Here is a 17396-nt window from a genome sequence, read left to right on the forward strand (position 1 = left end):
TAAAAAAGATAGAGTCGAAAGCCTGGTGCCGACCCTAGGAGGCAATCGCCTGTACAAAATCAAAATCAAAATCAAAATCAAAAATAAATAATAAAAACCAACTAAGATTGTAGCGGCCTGATCTACATTTGTCTAGATGTCTCACTTAAGTTGTTATTTACTTTTAAGTCTGGCGAAATGCTTGTAAAAATGCGGGATCGTCTCGATGCCTTTTAAATAGTTCCAGATTCCAAAATGCTCGTTAGGCGAGTGGATCGCATCGCTATCTAAACCGAATCCCATCAAAATAGACTTAGAATTCAGCTCTTTTTCAAATAAAGCAACAATAGGAATGGAGCCACCGCTGCGTTGTGGAATAGGTGTCTTGCCAAAAGTATCTTCATAAGCTGCACTCGCCGCTTGGTATCCTATATAGTCAATGGGCGTGACGTAAGCGGTTCCCCCATGGTGAGGTTTCACTTCAACTTTGACGCTTTCCGGTGCGATGCTCTCAAAGTGTTTCTTGAAAAGCTCTGTAATTTCTTTCCAGTCTTGATCTGGAACCAGTCGCATGGATATTTTTGCGTACGCTTTACTTGCAATAACCGTTTTGGCACCTTCACCCGTATAACCACCCCAAATACCGTTGACGTCAAGGGTTGGGCGTATGCTGTTGCGCTCGTTGGTGGTATAGCCTTTCTCGCCGTGTTCCTGATTGATGTCTAGGGCTTTATTGTAATCGGTTTGAGAGAAGGGCGCTTTGGCCATTTCGGCGCGTTCTTCCTGACTCAGTTCCTCGACCTTGTCATAGAATCCTGGAATGGTTATATGGTTGTTCTCGTCGTGCAACGATGCAATCATATCGCATAATACGTTGATGGGATTAGCCACGGCGCCACCATATAATCCAGAATGAAGGTCTCGATTAGGGCCTGTAACTTCTACTTCAACATAGCTCAATCCACGCAATCCAGTTGTAATGCTAGGTGTTTCTTTAGAAATCATTCCAGTATCTGAGATCAGGATCACGTCGTTTGCCAGTTTTTCACGATTGCGCTCCAGGAACCAGCCCAGTGACTCACTGCCTACTTCTTCCTCACCTTCAATCATGAATTTGACATTGCAAGGCAATTCGTCGTTGGCCGTCATGTATTCCATTGCCTTAACGTGCATATACATCTGACCTTTGTCGTCACAGGCGCCGCGAGCGAAAATCGCACCGTCAGGATGTAAGTCGGTTTTCTTGATTACTGGTTCAAATGGAGGGCTGTCCCATAGGTTGATGGGATCTGGTGGTTGCACGTCGTAATGCCCGTAGACCAATACTGTTGGTAGATTTTTGTCAATGATTTTCTCTCCATACACGATAGGATAACCTGGGGTTTCGCAGATTTCCACATGATCACAGCCTGCTTTTTCCAGTTCCGATTTTACGACTTCGCTGGTCTTGATGACATCGTCTTTATAAGCTTTGTCTGCGCTAATGGACGGAATTTTGAGAAGTTCTATCAGTTCATTTATAAAACGGTCCTTGTGTTGATCAACGTATGCTTTGGTATTCATTCAATAAGTGTTTGACGTAAAGATAAGAAGTGAAAAATTTTCTTTTTACAAAGAATTTGTAATATCGGGAAAGTATGTATATTTGCCGTCCCAAATAGGGAATACCAGTATGCGGATGTGATGGAACTGGTAGACATGCTAGACTTAGGATTTAACCTAATAAAAGTTCTTAAAATATTGAAAAAGCGGATGTGGTGGAACTGGTAGACACGTCAGACTTAGGATCTGATGCCGCGAGGTGTGCAGGTTCGATTCCTGTCATCCGCACTTTTTCAACTGCAAGATTGCAGTCATAAAACCTCTCAATTTTGAGAGGTTTTTTTGTTTGGGTACAACATAGGTACAACATTTCACAGTTTTCCAGTCTCTAATTCATAATGCTACTATACGGTACCAAATGAATATAAAGAACATTTTTTAATTCTAATTTTCATAGAATTTATAGCTTCTAATAAAGAAAAATAGCTTTTTTGGAACCACTATTAGCATAACAAATAAATGTTAATCTTAATAATAATTGTTAAATTTTTGTAATTTTGCATTTAAATGAAGCAATTTATTCACAAATCAATGGCAATTTTTATGGCAGCCGTAGTTCTTATGACTACGATGTCATTTACTATTGATGTGCATTATTGTGGGGATAAGTTAGTAGATTTTTCATTCATCCAAGATGTTAAGACTTGCGGAATGGAAAAAGCTGAACCTGCTAAGAGCTGTTCTAACTCAATGGTTTCAAAAAACTCTTGTTGCTCAGATGAACAATTGATTATTGAAGGTCAGGACGATTTAAAACAAGATTTTTCACAACTTACTTTTGAGCAACAAGTATTTGTTGCCTCTTTTGCTTCCTCATATATCAGTCTTTTTGAAGGAACTGAGTCTAAAGAGATTACATTCTCAGATCACTCGCCCCCATTTATTAGGCGGGACTTGCAGGTATTGCACCAGACATTCTTAATTTGATTTATTAAACAGTACCAGTAGCACTCTAATTGCAACTGGAAAAGCCCAGCGATACATTCGTTTTGGGCACGCTTTGTTGTTTCTCATTTGTACTGTAAGCAAACCAAAGCATATTTCTATAACTGTTTAATAATCATACCGTATGCTAAATAAAAGCATAAAATTTCTCATAGAAAACAAACTTGTTGCCGTTATACTGCTCGCCCTATTCGTAGGTTGGGGAGTGGTCAACGCACCCTTTAATTGGGAAACAGGTATTTTACCAACTGATCCTGTAGCTGTTGATGCCATTCCAGACATCGGCGAAAACCAGCAAATTGTTTTCACAAAATGGCAAGGGCGTTCACCGCAGGATATCGAAGACCAGATTACCTATCCACTCACAACTTCGTTGTTGGGAATCCCTGGTGTTAAGACCATCCGAAGCTCTTCTATGTTCGGTTTTTCAAGTATCTATATCATTTTTGAAGAAGATGTAGAATTCTATTGGTCGCGTAGCCGTATTCTTGAAAAACTCAATTCACTTCCTGCAAATCTATTGCCCGATGGTGTAAACCCTGCTTTGGGTCCGGATGCTACGGGATTAGGTCAAATTTTTTGGTACACACTGGAAGGTCGTGATAAAGATGGCAACGTAACCGGCGGTTGGGATTTACAGGAATTGCGTAGCATACAGGATTATTATGTAAAATATGGTTTGTCTTCGGCAAGCGGTGTCTCTGAAGTGGCCTCAATTGGTGGTTACGTTCAAGAATACCAAGTGGATGTTGACCCTGAAAAAATGCGGCAGTACAACATCGGTTTGACCGATATCGTAAAAGCCGTAAAAGAAAGCAATCAAGATATCGGTGCGCAGACCTTGGAAATCAATCAAGCCGAATACCTTGTTCGTGGTTTAGGGTATGTGAAATCTGTTTCAGATATTGAAAATGCGGTGGTCGCTTCGGAAAATTTTACTTCTATCCGAATTAAAGACATCGCAAATGTTCATCTGGGACCACAAACGCGACGTGGTATTTTAGACAAAGAAGGTGCTGAAGTGGTTGGCGGTGTTGTAGTTGCCCGATATGGCGCTAATCCCTTGGAAGTCATCAATAATGTAAAAGACCAAATAGCCGAATTATCATCTGGACTACCCACAAAAACCTTGGCAGATGGTCGTACTTCACAAGTGACCATCGTTCCCTTTTACGACCGCACGCAACTCATTCAGGAAACACTTCACACGCTCAATGAAGCCCTTACACTTGAAATCCTGATAACCATTTTGGTCATCATCGTAATGGTGTTCAACCTACGTGCATCCATTCTAATCTCTGGTCTGTTGCCTGTTGCCGTTTTAATGGTTTTCATAACAATGAAGCTCTTTAATGTAGATGCCAACATTGTTGCCTTGTCAGGAATTGCCATTGCTATCGGTACAATGGTGGACGTGGGCGTCATACTTGCCGAAAATATGATTCGGCATCTGGAAGATGAAAAATTACGCTTTCGCGAAAGCGGGATAGAATACACGACAAACGAAATTATTTACAACGCCACTGCGGAAGTTTCTGGTGCAATTTTGACCGCAGTGCTCACAACGATTATCAGTTTCCTACCTGTGTTCACAATGATAGGTGCTGAGGGAAAACTATTCAGACCACTCGCATTTACAAAAACAATGGCACTTTCTGCATCGCTTGTAATCGCGCTATTTTTAATACCGCCATTTGCCGCGTTCCTTTTCAGAAAAACAAACATTCGCCAGCGATCTAAACTGTTTTTGAATGGTCTTTTAATCGCACTCGGTATCACTGCACTTGTATTTGGTTACTGGCTTGGGTTGATTTTGATAGCTTTTGGATGTAGTGGTTTATTCTTTTCGCTTAAAGCGAAAAAGGAATACAACCATACCATTGCTGGCTACAGGCTCAACATCAATCAAAATGTAGTAAATATCATCATTTCCTGTATTGCTATCGTCGTGCTGTTAGCCGAATACTGGCGACCACTTGGTTTTGACCGCAGCATTCTAATGAATTTGATTTTTGTAGCGATTATCTGCTTTGGACTGCTTGGTGTGTTTACAGTTTTCCGAAGATACTATGACAGCATTTTGCGTTGGGCACTTCAAAATCGATACCTGTTTTTAATTATTCCAACCACGGTGTTGATTTTAGGCGTGGTCATAATGCGTAACACAGGGAAGGAATTTATGCCTGCACTTAATGAAGGTTCATTTCTTTTGATGCCCACATCCTTACCGCACGCCGGTGTAGAAGAAAACAAACGTGTACTGCAACAGCTTGATATGGCTGTGGCGAGCATACCAGAGATTGAAACCGTGGTGGGGAAAGCGGGTAGAACAGAATCTGCCCTCGACCCTGCACCACTCTCGATGTATGAAAATGTCATTCAGTACAAGTCTGAATATATGCGAAATGAAAATGGCGAGAGACAACGCTACCGTGTAAACGATGATGGCCTATTTGTTCTGAAAGGTGACAAGTTCATTATCAACCCAAATAATGAAATCGATGATGATGCAAACTATGAAGCGTCACAACTCAAAACAAGTGCAACACGCAATGATTTGATTGAAGATAGCGATGGGGAATACTACCGAAACTGGCGACCGGAAATAAGCAGTCCTGATGACATTTGGAATGAAATTGTAAAAGTTACCAAATTCCCAGGCGTGACTTCTGCGCCCAAGCTGCAACCCATCGAGACGCGACTCGTTATGCTGCAAACAGGTATGCGAGCACCTATGGGTATCAAGGTAAAAGGCCCAGATTTAAAAACCATAGAAAATTTTGGACTGCAATTGGAAGACATCCTAAAACAAGCAAAAGGCGTCAAAGAACAAGCCGTTTTTGCAGACCGCATCGTGGGCAAACCCTATTTGCTAATTGACATTAAACGAGACCAGTTGGCACGCTATGGGATTTCAATAATGGATGTTCAGGAAGTGCTTCAAGTAGCTGTGGGCGGTATGCCGCTTACCCAAACGGTAGAAGGCCGTGAGCGGTATGGTGTAAGAGTACGCTATCCACGGGAATTGCGTGCAAATCCAGAAGATTTGAAAAGTATCTATGTTCCTGTATCAACTGGAAGTCCGGTTCCTTTGGGCGAACTGGTGGATATACGATATGAGCAAGGTCCACAGGTCATTAAAAGTGAAGACACTTTCTTAATTGGCTACGTGCTGTTTGACAAGCTCGATGGCTTTGCCGAAGTCGATGTGGTGGAAAATGCCCAAGCGCTCATTCAACAGAAAATCGATAATGGCGATTTGGTCGTGCCACAAGGAATCAGTTACCGATTTACGGGAACGTACGAAAATCAATTGCGAGCAGAAAAAACGTTATCGGTAGTTGTGCCACTTTGTTTACTGGTCATTTTCTTGATTTTGTATTTCCAATTCAGGTCGGTTTCTACGTCGCTTATGGTTTTTACAGCCATCGCCGTAGCCTTTGCAGGTGGTTTTATAATGATATGGTTATACGGTCAGGATTGGTTTTTCAATTTCAGCTTTTTTGGCGAGAACCTACGGGACTTGTTCAATATGAAAACCATCAATTTAAGTGTGGCCGTTTGGGTCGGTTTTATTGCCCTTTTCGGTATTGCGACTGATGATGGTGTTGTAATGGCAACCTATTTAGACCAATCATTTAAAAGCAACGAGCCAGACAGTAAAAAAGGCATACGTCTCGCCACATTAGAAGCCGCAGGAAAAAGAATACGTCCTTGCTTGATGACCACCGTGACCACAGTTTTGGCATTGTTGCCAGTACTCACATCTACAGGAAAGGGAAGCGATATTATGATACCAATGGCCATCCCCATTTTTGGCGGAATGATAATCGACGTCACATCCTATTTTCTCTTACCAGTTTTATATAGCTGGAAAAAAGAATACCAACTTAAAAGAGCAAACAAATGAAAAATATTAAAATCATAATCTGTCTTTTGTTTGTTTCCGCTGAAGTTTATGCTGAGCGAAGACGAAGTGCGAAAGCTCGCCTGAACGCACTACTAATAATGAGCATTGTACTGATTTCCATCGGCGGGCAGGCGCAACAACTACAAAGATACATTGAAGAAGCTGAAGCTAATAACCCAGAAATTCAGGCTTTTGAACTACGCTACAATATTGCCGAAGAAAAAGTCAATGAAGCAAACTGGTTACCCAATACTGAAGTAAACTTAGGATATTTTGTAAGTGAGCCAGAAACAAGAGTGGGCGCACAACGAGCACGGATAGGCGTAAAACAGATGTTGCCTTGGTTTGGAACCGTTACCGCACGTGAAAATTATGCGACTTCAATGGCCGAAGCTGAATATGTGGAAATCACAATCGCCAAACGAAAATTGGCGCTTTCAGTAGCGCAATCCTATTATAGATTGTATGAAACAAGAGCAAAGCAAGAGGTACTTGACGAGAACATCCAATTATTAAAAACCTATGAGCGACTTGCCCTTACCTCGGTAGAAGTGGGCAAGGCATCTGCGGTAGATGTATTGCGGTTGCAGATTCGTCAAAATGAATTGCAGCAGCAAAAAGAGGTATTGGAAGAAGAATTTAGCGCAGAACAAACAACCTTCAATAATCTCTTAAATCGGGATGAAAATAGTACGGTTGATTTAGTTGCAGAAATGAAAATACCAGAGAATGACCCTATATACGGAACAGACGCACTATCGCTCAATCCTGAACTGCTCAAGTACGATAAATTGTACGAATCCGTAGCACAATCAGAATTGCTCAATCAACGCGAGAGCCTACCTATGGTTGGCTTTGGTGTGGATTATCTACCGGTAAGCGAGCGTACCGATATGAACCCTATAGACAATGGAAAAGATGTATTGATGCCTATGGTTTCGGTTTCCATTCCCATTTTTAACAATAGGTACAAGTCCATTTCAAGGCAAAATGAGTTACGCCAACAGGAAATTGAAACCCAAAAAGAGCAACGATTAAATGTGTTGGAATCCGCTTTCGCGAAAGGTATATCCCAACGCAACCAAGCCCGAATTAAATTCAATACTCAGAGTAAGAATTTAAAGCAGGCCAAAGATGCCGAGCAAATTCTAATCAAGAATTATGAAACGGGAACGATAGATTTCAACGATGTGCTCGATATACAGGAATTGCAATTAAAATTTCAGATTAATCAGATAGAATCGGTTCAGATGTATTACGTGCAACAATCCATAATCAATTATTTAATTCAATAGCAATGGTAAAAGATTTTTACATAAAAAATATGGTTTGCGACCGTTGCATCAAGGTCTTAAAAGATGAAATACGTAAGCTAAAGATTGGTCTGTTGGATATTGAGTTGGGAAGACTTCGATTGGATATCGATGAAAAAGAACAATTGAACACACTAATCGAAATTTTAGACAGAAATGGATTTGCCCTCATCACTTCTACCGAGGATAAATTAACCGAGAAAGTAAAAATTGAATTGATAAAGTTATTGAATGTAATGCCGCTTGAAATTGATGGGAAGTTATCAGATTTTCTTGCGGATAAATTACAAAAGGACTATTCAAAAATCAGCAAAGTGTTTTCCATTACCGAGGGAATCACTATTGAAAAATATTTTATCAAACTAAAGATAGAAAAGGTCAAGGAACTTATCCAAACACCCGATTATAATTTCACAGAAATAAGCCAATTGCTCGATTACAGCCATATCAACCATTTAAGTGGACAGTTTAAAAGCGAGACGGGAATGAGCCTTTCGACCTATAAATCCCAACAAAAGAATTTTAGGAATTCGTTGGACAAAATTATGTAGATAAGAACCAATATTATGACACAAGCTGTTGATTTACAGCAGTAATTTCCCTTGGAAATTTAATGTTTAATTAAAAATAAAAAATGATGAGAAATTCAGAATTAATTAGCGCCCTTGGCAATTGTATCAACCATTGTAATTATTGTGCAGATGCCTGTTTAGAAGAAGAAAATCTAAAGATGATGGTCAATTGTATTCGCACAGACCGTGTCTGTGCAGAGGTCTGTAGCACTTTGGCTCAGGTGTTGGCAACCAAATTTGAAGATGTAGATGATTTGGTACGCTACTGTCAAAAAGTTTGTAACGCTTGTGCAGATGAATGTTCACAGCACGACCACAAACACTGTCAAGATTGTGCAGAAGCCTGTAGAAAATGTGCTGAGGCTTGTGAAAGCTATTTAGCATAAAACAAAACCGATTTTACAGACCATACATTTAATTTAAAATAGCACTTATGAATTCAAAAATCTTAATTCTTTTGATGATTCTTGTATCATCAACTGCCATAGCACAGACCGAGCCTTCCGTAGAAGGCAATGTAGATAACCTGCCCGTAAGGGAATATACCCTTACTCTACGGGAGGAGCTCGTAAACAAAGCAGACAAGGAAGTTATGGGGATGACCATAAATGGCCAAATCCCCGGGCCAACACTCAATTTTAATGAGGGCGAATATGCCGTAATTTATGTCAAGAACGAGATGAGCGTGGAATCATCGATACATTGGCACGGCCTTCTGTTGCCAAATTTCTACGATGGCGTTCCCTATCTATCCACCCCACCTATCGAACCTGGCAAGACTTTAAAATACGAATTTGCTATTAAGCAAAATGGAACCTACTGGTATCATTCCCATACAATGCTACAGGAACAAAGTGGTATCTATGGTCCTTTTGTAATACAGCCCAAGGAAAAAACAGATTTAGAATATGATAAAGAGCTCGTGCTACTACTTTCAGATTGGACTAACGAAAAGCCAAGGGATGTACAACGATTTTTAAAGCGTGGCACAGAATGGTACAATATCAGAAAAGGGACGGCCACGCCACTTAACCAAGTAATTGCGAGAGGTGCTTTGGGTGCGCAGGTCGATTTTTGGAGGCAACGAATGGAAGGAGCCGATATTGCCGATATCTATTACCCAGCATTTCTTATCAATGGAGAAGAGAAAATTGAATATCCCGAATTTAAACCAGGAGAGAAAGTACGTCTGCGCATTATCGATGGTTCTGCATCAACCTCTTTTTGGATGACCTTTGGAGGGGAAGACCCATTGATGGTGGCAGCTGATGGAAAGGATGTAGTTCCCGTAAGAAAGAACAAGACTTTTATTGGTGTTGCAGAGACCTATGATTTTATCGTCACGATACCTGACAACGGAAAACTCGAATACAAGATTATGGCACAGGATGGTTCTGGCACAGCTACTGCCTATTTGGGCCAGGGAGAGGTGATAGCTGCACCAGATATACCAAGACCAGATAAAATTGCGATGATGCAGCAAATGGCGAAGATGAAAATGAAAATGGGAGCACCAGCATTAAAATTTAGACCAAGAAAGGATGAGCGCTACGAAATGAAGGAAAAGTGGGGAATGCAAAAGAGCGATATGACAATGGGAGAAATGGAAATGGAACAATCGGCTATGAAGGGAGGAGACAAGATGAAGAATATGTCTATGGAAAAGCCAAAGGATTCAATGCAGATGGACCATTCCAAAATGGGAAAAATGGATAAAAAAATGGATGATATGAAAATGGACGAACCGGATGGAATGCAGGGAATGAATATGTTTTCAGAATACAACTACGATTATCTTAAATCACCCGAGAAAACCAACTATGACCCCGACGTGCCTGTAACCGAAATTTTGTTGAACCTTACTGGAAATATGCAACGGTATATCTGGAGCTTGAACGGTGTACCTCTTTCTGAAGCGGACAAGATAAAGATAAAGGGAGATGAAGTAACCCGAATCACGTTCAATAACTTAACGATGATGCACCACCCGATGCACTTGCACGGACATTTTTTTAGGGTCATCAACGAGAATGGGGAATACTCACCCCTAAAACACACAGTAAATGTACCGCCTATGCAGGAAATAACCATCGAGTTTTATGGTAATGAATATGGCGACTGGTTTTTTCACTGTCACATACTTTATCATATGATGGGAGGTATGGCTCGTATTGTGAGTTATGATACACCTCGCGACCCACGATTAGAAGAGTTTCCAGTATCTAAACTTATACACGAAACAGACCAATTTTATTCTTGGGGTATGGTAGATGCTGCATCACATATGACCACCTTGAACTTAGTAAGCTCAAACATCCGTAACCAGTTTTCACTGAGGGGCGAATATGGATGGAACAAGAATATGGAAGTAGAGGTAGCATATGACAGGTATCTATATGATTATTTGACCGTTTTTGGTGGTATAAATATTGAAAATGGAATGGAGGATAGCCTTGAAGAGATAAATACAACCGCCATTGCGGGGATACGCTACCTCACCCCTTACCTCTTTACACTTGATGTCCGTACGGACAGTAAGTTGCGCCCACAGATAAGTTTGAGTCGTGCCATCTCAATTTTTCCAAGAACCATCATATTTGGAATGTATGAATACCAAATGGATTTTGGTTGGGTAGATGACCTGCCACAAGGGGTTAATTTTAAAGAAGAGGTTACTTGGAGCGCAGGAGTAGAATATTTACTATCAAAGAATTTTTCACTAATGGGAAGCTACGACAACCGTTTTGGTGCAGGTGGTGGGCTTTCTCTAAGATTTTAAAAGTTCCTTGATTAACACCTTAACAATAAGTATTAAGATTAACGAACAATAATAAAATGATAGGAAGGGGTACTCATATGATGGGAAAATTGACAAAGGAGCGAAAACAACATATAGAGGGTAATCTTTCTTAAAACGATAATAATAATTATAAAAATTAAAGGTATGATGATATTTTGGTGGATAATAGGACTTGCCCTTTTGGGATGGTTAATATTTTTTATAGCCGGTAAAAGAAAAAAGTAATAACTCAATAATAGGGATACAGGAAGGTTCTGAAGTTTAACAGTATCGGATTTTAAAAACAATGTATCGACCTAAAACAATAACGCTTTTCGATATTGTTTTTATAAAAAATAATTAAACAGTTGATTGTTGAATGTCTATTATAATCTGATGATATTTAGATGGAACCTACAGGTCATTTGTAAAAGTTTAAAGAGTAACAATTTAAAATAAGAATAATGAAAACACTAATGAAAACAACAATCGCAGCTTTTGCACTTATAGCATTTATTAGCTGCAAGGAAAAACAAACTGTAGAGATTAACACACCTGAAGAGGTAAAGACCGCAAAAGAAAACACTGCAGATGTGGCAGACCAAGGCTTTATAGACGGGATGACCGGGAAGGTATGGCACAATTACCTTGAAATCAAGATGGCGCTGGCAAAAAGCGATGAGAGTCAAGCAAAATCCATTAGCAAGGATATGGCAGCATCATTTGGTGAAGAACGAATGGAGATGAAAAAGCTCGCACAACAAATGGCTGATGCTCAAGATATAGAAGAGGTCAGGGAACTTTTTGCACAGTTCACGGAAAAGGCGGGGCCTATGTTTGAAGATGCCTTATCTGAAGGAACCATATACAAAAAATACTGCCCAATGGCATTTAACAATGAAGGAGCCTATTGGTATGCAGATGTAAAAGAAATTACCAATCCCTATTTCGGAGAGAAAATGCTGAAGTGCGGGTCGGTCAAAAAAACCATTAATAAATAACCCTTAAATATATAATTATGAAAATGATGAAACAAAATGTAATGATTGCCGGACTGGCATTAGTTCTATTTAGTGCTACTGCCTGCAAAGACGGAAACAAAAACGAACCCGCAGCGCCTATGAGCAATGAGATGCATCAAAAATCGATGGATGATATGATGGATGATAAACCAATGAATGAAGATGATGAAATAGCAATGAACAATGGTCAAGACGCAAAAGCAGAAGCTATTTTGACCGACTATTTTAAACTTAAGGACGCTTTGGTTAACGATGATAATGCCAAAGCCAAAGAACTTGGGGCAAGCCTCGCAACAACCTTAGGAAAGCTCGATATTTCAGAATACACCGATACGCAGCAATCAGATTTAAAGGACATCGTTGAGGATGCGGTAGAACACGCAGAGCACATTTCAGAAAGCGATATAACACACCAGCGAGAGCACTTTAAAGTATTGAGCAAGGATGTAACAGATATGGTTGCTATTACAGGAACAGAAAACACCTTGTACCAACAGTTTTGCCCAATGTATGATGGCGGTAGCGCTTGGTTGAGCACGAGCAAGGACGTTAAGAATCCGTATTACGGTAGTAAAATGTTAACCTGCGGTAAAGTCCAGAAAGAAATCAACTAAATGAAGATTGTAAAAATCATAGCGGGAATTCTTTTGGTGGTGTTTGTTGTAATTCAGTTTATTCCTACAACACGTAATCAAAGCGATACCGTGCCCCAAACAGATTTTATGTTGGTGCATAAGGTTCCGGAGGCTATTCAGAAAAAGATACAGGTTTCCTGCTATGATTGTCACAGTAACAACACCCAATATCCTTGGTATAATCGAGTTCAACCAGTTGCTTGGTTTTTGGAAGACCACATTAAAGAAGGTAAGGCAGAGCTCAATTTCAACGAATGGGATTCATTGTCAAGTCGCAGAAAGACAAGTAAATTAAGGTCTATCATCAAGCAAATTGAAAGTGGTGAGATGCCCTTGGATTCATACACCTTAATTCATAGAGACGCCAAGTTCTCGAAAGAAGAAACGGAAGAAATCATCAATTGGGTAACACAATTAAAAGACAGTTTATAAATAACCTAAAAATTAGAATTATGAAAAAGATAAAAACGAGTATAGCAGCAATGCTATTGTTAACGGTTTCTTTTGCTTATGCACAGGAAAAAGATAAAATGGACCACAGCAATATGAAAATGGACCATAGTAAAATGATGGATACCAAGACTGATGCAAAGGCAGAAGTGATTTTAAATGACTATTTCAACCTAAAAGATGCCTTGGTGGCTGATGATACCAAAAAAGCGGCACAATTAGGCACTACATTAGTGGCTTCCTTAAAAGCATTTGACAGCAGTAACTATACAAAAGAACAACAAAGCGAGCTGGCAGATATTATAGAAGATGCCACCGAACACGCCGAGCATATTGCCGAAAGCGCCATAGACCACCAACGCGAACATTTTAAAACGTTAAGCAAGGATATCACGGATATGGTGGCCATTACTGGAACAAAAAATACACTGTACCAACAATTTTGCCCAATGTACGATAAAGGTAGCGCGTGGTTGAGCCAAAAGGATGAAGTGAGGAATCCGTATTACGGGAGCAAGATGCTTACGTGTGGCAAAGTACAAAAGACTATTCAATAGATTATCTCTATCCAAGAAGCCCTTTTCTTGTTCTGGTTTATTAGTTAACAGATAGTAATAGAGTTTTTGGAGAATCTAGAATAGTTTATAAATCCTGTCGTGGGAAGGAAAATAATTGATGGTTAGTGTTAGTTCCTTCCCAAGTCAGGCAAAAATTTAAGTCCTAATAAGAGAGAGGGCACGTATTTCTGGTTGGTTTTTAAGGCCCTTTCTCTTAATTAGGCACAATAAATTTATTGAAAAAGAAAGGTTGATTTGGTTAATAGTAGCCCGAATATGGAAGAGACGATGCATCAATTAGTGATGATGAAGCTCTTCCCTTTTGGGGCAAAATAGAGGATTATTGAAAAAGAGAAGTTTAGTGAAGATTACTTGATTTTGGGAGGTGAGCATTTCAGATTGGTTTATTGGTTAATACCAGTTCGCCTCTCATCTTCAAGTATAATCTAATAATTTCAGTTTCATAATCTCAAGCTGAAAAATATATAAAGTTGATGAAGGATTGCTGCAATACAAATAATGGCAAAGCGCAAAATAAAAGTCCATTAAAGAAGTGGACTGACTATATAGTGTATACAATCCTAACATTAATAATTGGTGGTGCATTGGCGTTGCAGTTTTTTGGTTAGAAGAATAAGCAAACTCGAAACAAAAGACGTATGATGAGATTTTTACAGATAATAAATAAGAATGGATAAAGAAAAAGACATAGAAACCACAAGGGCGTTTTATGGGCAACTTTTCAATAGCTCAAAGTATGTTCTATTGGTGCTGCTAATTGCTTCAGTAATCGAACTGTATGCGCTACCTACTATGGAAGGGCTTTTGGCTATAGGTATACTTCTTGCCTTAACATTACTAAAAATAGGATTTATTATAGCCTTGTCCTTTAACCAACTAATGAAGATAATTGGTCAGAGCCATCTATTGAGCCACGTACTGGTCTTGTTCGGATATCTGATTGTGTTGATAGTTTTATCGTTTGCAATAGATTACACGGCGTTACAGTTTGTGGATGCTATTCATTTTAAAATGAACAACAGTATTGGCAATGATGGACTGTCGGTAGTTTTTGATTTATCCTATTTTAGTTTGATAACATTCTCATCAGTAGGATATGGTGATATAGTCCCAATTTCCTTACCCGCGAAAATCCTGGTGGCGCTTGAAGTGGCACTGCGGTTTTTCGTCCTGGTCTTTGGTATCGCAAATGTGAATAGAATTCGAGTAAATAAATAACCTTTAAAAACTAAAAGTATGAAAACACTAAAATTAACTACGGTGGTAATGTTGCTCATAATAGCGACAAGCCCACTATTTGGACAAGATGCAAAAACAGAAAAAGAAGCAGTGCTTACAGTAATGAAAAGCTATAAGGATGCCTTACAAAACCTAACGACCGATGGTACTTTCGAATTATTTACCGAGGATTCCGAGGTTTTTGAATCGGGAGGCGTCGAGGGTACGTACAGCCACTATATAGAACATCATTTAGGGCCGGAATTGGGTCACTTTGAAAAATTTGAATTTTCAGATTATGAAATCGATGTAAAGGTAGATGTACCCTATGCCTTTACTACCGAAACATACATATATACCATTGTCCTCAATCCGGACGACAAGGGAAATAGCCGGGCCATAAAGAAAAAAGGGGTAGCAACCTCAATCCTTAAAAAAATAGATGGAAAATGGAAAATAATAAAAACCCATTCATCTTCAAGAAATACTAAGTAACAACCGATGAGTAGATATATTTCAATTAGTATAGTGTTCGGTCTTCTTCTTATTACCAGTTGTAAAGAGAAGAAAACCGAGCCATTGCCGGAACAGTCGAAAGAAACAACCATAGAACAACCGCCAAAAAAAGTGTTAAGCCCCCACACCTCTGCAATGGCGACCATTGGTAATGCGCACATCCATATTGATTATTCATCGCCAGGGGTTAGGGACAGGATGATTTTTGGTGGTTTGCTGGCGTATGACCAAGTCTGGCAAGCAGGGGCACATATGGCTACGTGGATAGAGACGGATACGGATTTAGAAATAGATGGTAAGGAACTGAAAGCAGGTAAATATGGATTTTTTACCATTCCTTCAAAAGAAGAATGGACCATCATTTTAAATTCCAATTGGAACCAGCACGGAAAGGATGAATATGACGAAAAAGATGATGTAATACGATTTAAGATAACACCGATTATTGCAGATAGTCTAAAAGAACACTTAGAATATAATATCAAGAAAATTAGTGATACGGAAGGTGAGATAACATTAGCTTGGGAAAAAGTTAAAGTAGTAATTCCATTCAAAGTAAAATAGCAAGATATGGTCAACCAAAGCTCAATGATAAAGAAATTAAAAACAGGTGTATCATCAAAGAATGAAAAACTAATACAGTTTAAACCGTGAACGAATTTTTAAAACAATGGGGCGAAGCCGCCTATACGACCACCGGATTTTTCTGGATGGCGCTTTGGGCATTCATTTTGGGATATATCATCAGTAGTATGATACAGATTTTCGTGACCGAAAAGCGGATGCAAAAAACAATGGGCGAAAACGAAGGCAAAAGTGTGCTTTTGGGCACTTTTTTCGGCTTTATTAGTAGCTCGTGCAGTTTTTCGGCTTTGGCAGGTACAAAATCCATTTTTAAGAAAGGGGCAAGTTTTGTGTCTTCCATTGCCTTTCTGTTGGCATCGACCAATCTCGTCATAGAATTGGGGATTATCATTTCCATATTCTTAGGATGGCAGTTCGTGGTTGGCGAATATGTAGGTGGTATTCTCTTGATTGGTATTTCGTGGATTCTGATACGACTCATCAATCCTAAAAAACTCATCGAAAAAGCCCGTAAGAATCTCGAAAATGAAGATGATGATGAGATGGACGGTTCCAAAGATTGGAAGAAACAAATAACGAACGAAGACAGTTGGGCGCGCGTTGCCAAAAAATACAAGATGGAATGGCAAATGGTCTGGAAGGATGTAACCGTAGGTTTTACCGTTGCGGGTATTACAGCGGCTTTTGTGCCAGATTCGTTCTTTCAGACCTTATTTATCAATAGCGGTCAAGGCAATACAGATTTCACATTTCTCGAAATTCTGGAACATATTGTGGTCGGTCCGGTTGCCGCATTTTTGACGTTTATCGGTTCAATGGGCAACATTCCGTTAGCAGCGTTACTATTCGGAAAAGGCGTGAGTTTTGCGGGCGTAATGGCCTTTATTTTTAGCGATTTGGTGGTTTTTCCAGTATTGCGCATCAATGCAAAATACTACGGCTGGAAGATGTCACTCTTCATCTTGTTCTTACTTTTTACAGCATTAATCGGTACGGCATTGACACTTCATTATGGATTTGATTTATTGAATATGCTACCAGATTCATCACAGGTGAAGATTCAAGATAGCGAATTTTTTAAGATTGATTATACCTTTTTCTTGAACGTTGCTTTTCTCATCATTTCGGCCTATCTCGTTTATCTGGGTTTTTTTAAGCGAAAAGATGTAGAGGATTCAATGAGCGAGATGGCACCCAAAAGCCCTTTACTCGAAAAGATTTTAAAATATGCAGCCTTCATCTGTTATATATGGCTCGCTGGAGGACTGATTGTAAAATTTTTAGTGAACTAA

At 39.5% G+C, this 17396-nt stretch carries 15 protein-coding genes and 1 tRNA gene; 15 read left to right on the plus strand and 1 reads right to left on the minus strand.

The annotated features are described in order from the left end of the window. Window positions 1-153 precede the first annotated feature (153 nt). Entirely contained in the window at window positions 154-1542 is a 1389-nt protein-coding gene (locus tag NMS_RS05725; protein ID WP_041495848.1) for a dipeptidase, read from the minus strand. A gap of 185 nt (window positions 1543-1727) precedes the next feature. On the opposite strand from NMS_RS05725, the gene NMS_RS05730 reads away from it, so the two are divergent. The 15 genes from NMS_RS05730 to NMS_RS05800 all read left to right on the plus strand — a co-directional run bounded on the left by NMS_RS05730 (window position 1728) and on the right by NMS_RS05800 (window position 17396). After that, window positions 1728-1809: transfer RNA gene (locus tag NMS_RS05730), tRNA-Leu, on the plus strand. Between the two features lie 279 nt (window positions 1810-2088). After that, a complete protein-coding gene (locus NMS_RS05735; protein ID WP_041495849.1) occupies window positions 2089-2508 on the plus strand; it encodes an HYC_CC_PP family protein in 420 nt (139 codons plus the stop codon). A 142-nt stretch (window positions 2509-2650) separates the two neighbouring features. After that, on the plus strand, window positions 2651-6436 hold the full coding sequence (locus NMS_RS05740) for an efflux RND transporter permease subunit (RefSeq protein ID WP_041495850.1): 3786 nt from the start codon (window positions 2651-2653) through the stop codon (window positions 6434-6436). Between the two features lie 98 nt (window positions 6437-6534). Continuing rightward, complete coding sequence (locus NMS_RS05745) at window positions 6535-7731, plus strand: TolC family protein (RefSeq protein WP_041497510.1); 1197 nt, start codon at window positions 6535-6537, stop codon at window positions 7729-7731. A 2-nt stretch (window positions 7732-7733) separates the two neighbouring features. Further along, entirely contained in the window at window positions 7734-8300 is a 567-nt protein-coding gene (locus tag NMS_RS05750; RefSeq protein WP_041495851.1) for a helix-turn-helix domain-containing protein, read from the plus strand. A gap of 86 nt (window positions 8301-8386) precedes the next feature. Beyond that, on the plus strand, window positions 8387-8707 hold the full coding sequence (locus NMS_RS05755; RefSeq protein WP_041497511.1) for a four-helix bundle copper-binding protein: 321 nt from the start codon (window positions 8387-8389) through the stop codon (window positions 8705-8707). Window positions 8708-8754: 47 nt separating this feature from the next. Continuing rightward, on the plus strand, window positions 8755-11100 hold the full coding sequence (locus NMS_RS05760) for a multicopper oxidase domain-containing protein (protein ID WP_041495852.1): 2346 nt from the start codon (window positions 8755-8757) through the stop codon (window positions 11098-11100). A 464-nt stretch (window positions 11101-11564) separates the two neighbouring features. Further along, on the plus strand, window positions 11565-12101 hold the full coding sequence (locus tag NMS_RS05765) for a DUF3347 domain-containing protein (RefSeq protein WP_052476759.1): 537 nt from the start codon (window positions 11565-11567) through the stop codon (window positions 12099-12101). Window positions 12102-12118: 17 nt separating this feature from the next. Beyond that, on the plus strand, window positions 12119-12736 hold the full coding sequence (locus NMS_RS05770) for a DUF3347 domain-containing protein (protein ID WP_041495853.1): 618 nt from the start codon (window positions 12119-12121) through the stop codon (window positions 12734-12736). After that, window positions 12737-13189: a heme-binding domain-containing protein gene (locus NMS_RS05775; RefSeq protein ID WP_041495854.1), complete on the plus strand. Its 453-nt coding sequence runs from the start codon at window positions 12737-12739 to the stop codon at window positions 13187-13189. A 20-nt stretch (window positions 13190-13209) separates the two neighbouring features. Then, window positions 13210-13764, plus strand: a complete 555-nt coding sequence (locus NMS_RS05780; protein WP_041495855.1) for a DUF3347 domain-containing protein — start codon at window positions 13210-13212, stop codon at window positions 13762-13764. Between the two features lie 690 nt (window positions 13765-14454). Continuing rightward, complete coding sequence (locus NMS_RS05785; RefSeq protein ID WP_041495856.1) at window positions 14455-15003, plus strand: ion channel; 549 nt, start codon at window positions 14455-14457, stop codon at window positions 15001-15003. Window positions 15004-15021: 18 nt separating this feature from the next. Continuing rightward, a complete protein-coding gene (locus NMS_RS05790) occupies window positions 15022-15498 on the plus strand; it encodes a YybH family protein (protein WP_041495858.1) in 477 nt (158 codons plus the stop codon). A 6-nt stretch (window positions 15499-15504) separates the two neighbouring features. Next, window positions 15505-16083 (plus strand): DUF2911 domain-containing protein, encoded by a 579-nt coding sequence (locus tag NMS_RS05795; protein WP_041495859.1) that lies wholly within the window; start codon window positions 15505-15507, stop codon window positions 16081-16083. 86 nt (window positions 16084-16169) lie between these two features. Beyond that, on the plus strand, window positions 16170-17396 hold the full coding sequence (locus NMS_RS05800) for a permease (RefSeq protein ID WP_041495860.1): 1227 nt from the start codon (window positions 16170-16172) through the stop codon (window positions 17394-17396).

Source organism: Nonlabens marinus S1-08 (genome assembly GCF_000831385.1).
GTDB classification, from domain to species: domain Bacteria; phylum Bacteroidota; class Bacteroidia; order Flavobacteriales; family Flavobacteriaceae; genus Nonlabens; species Nonlabens marinus.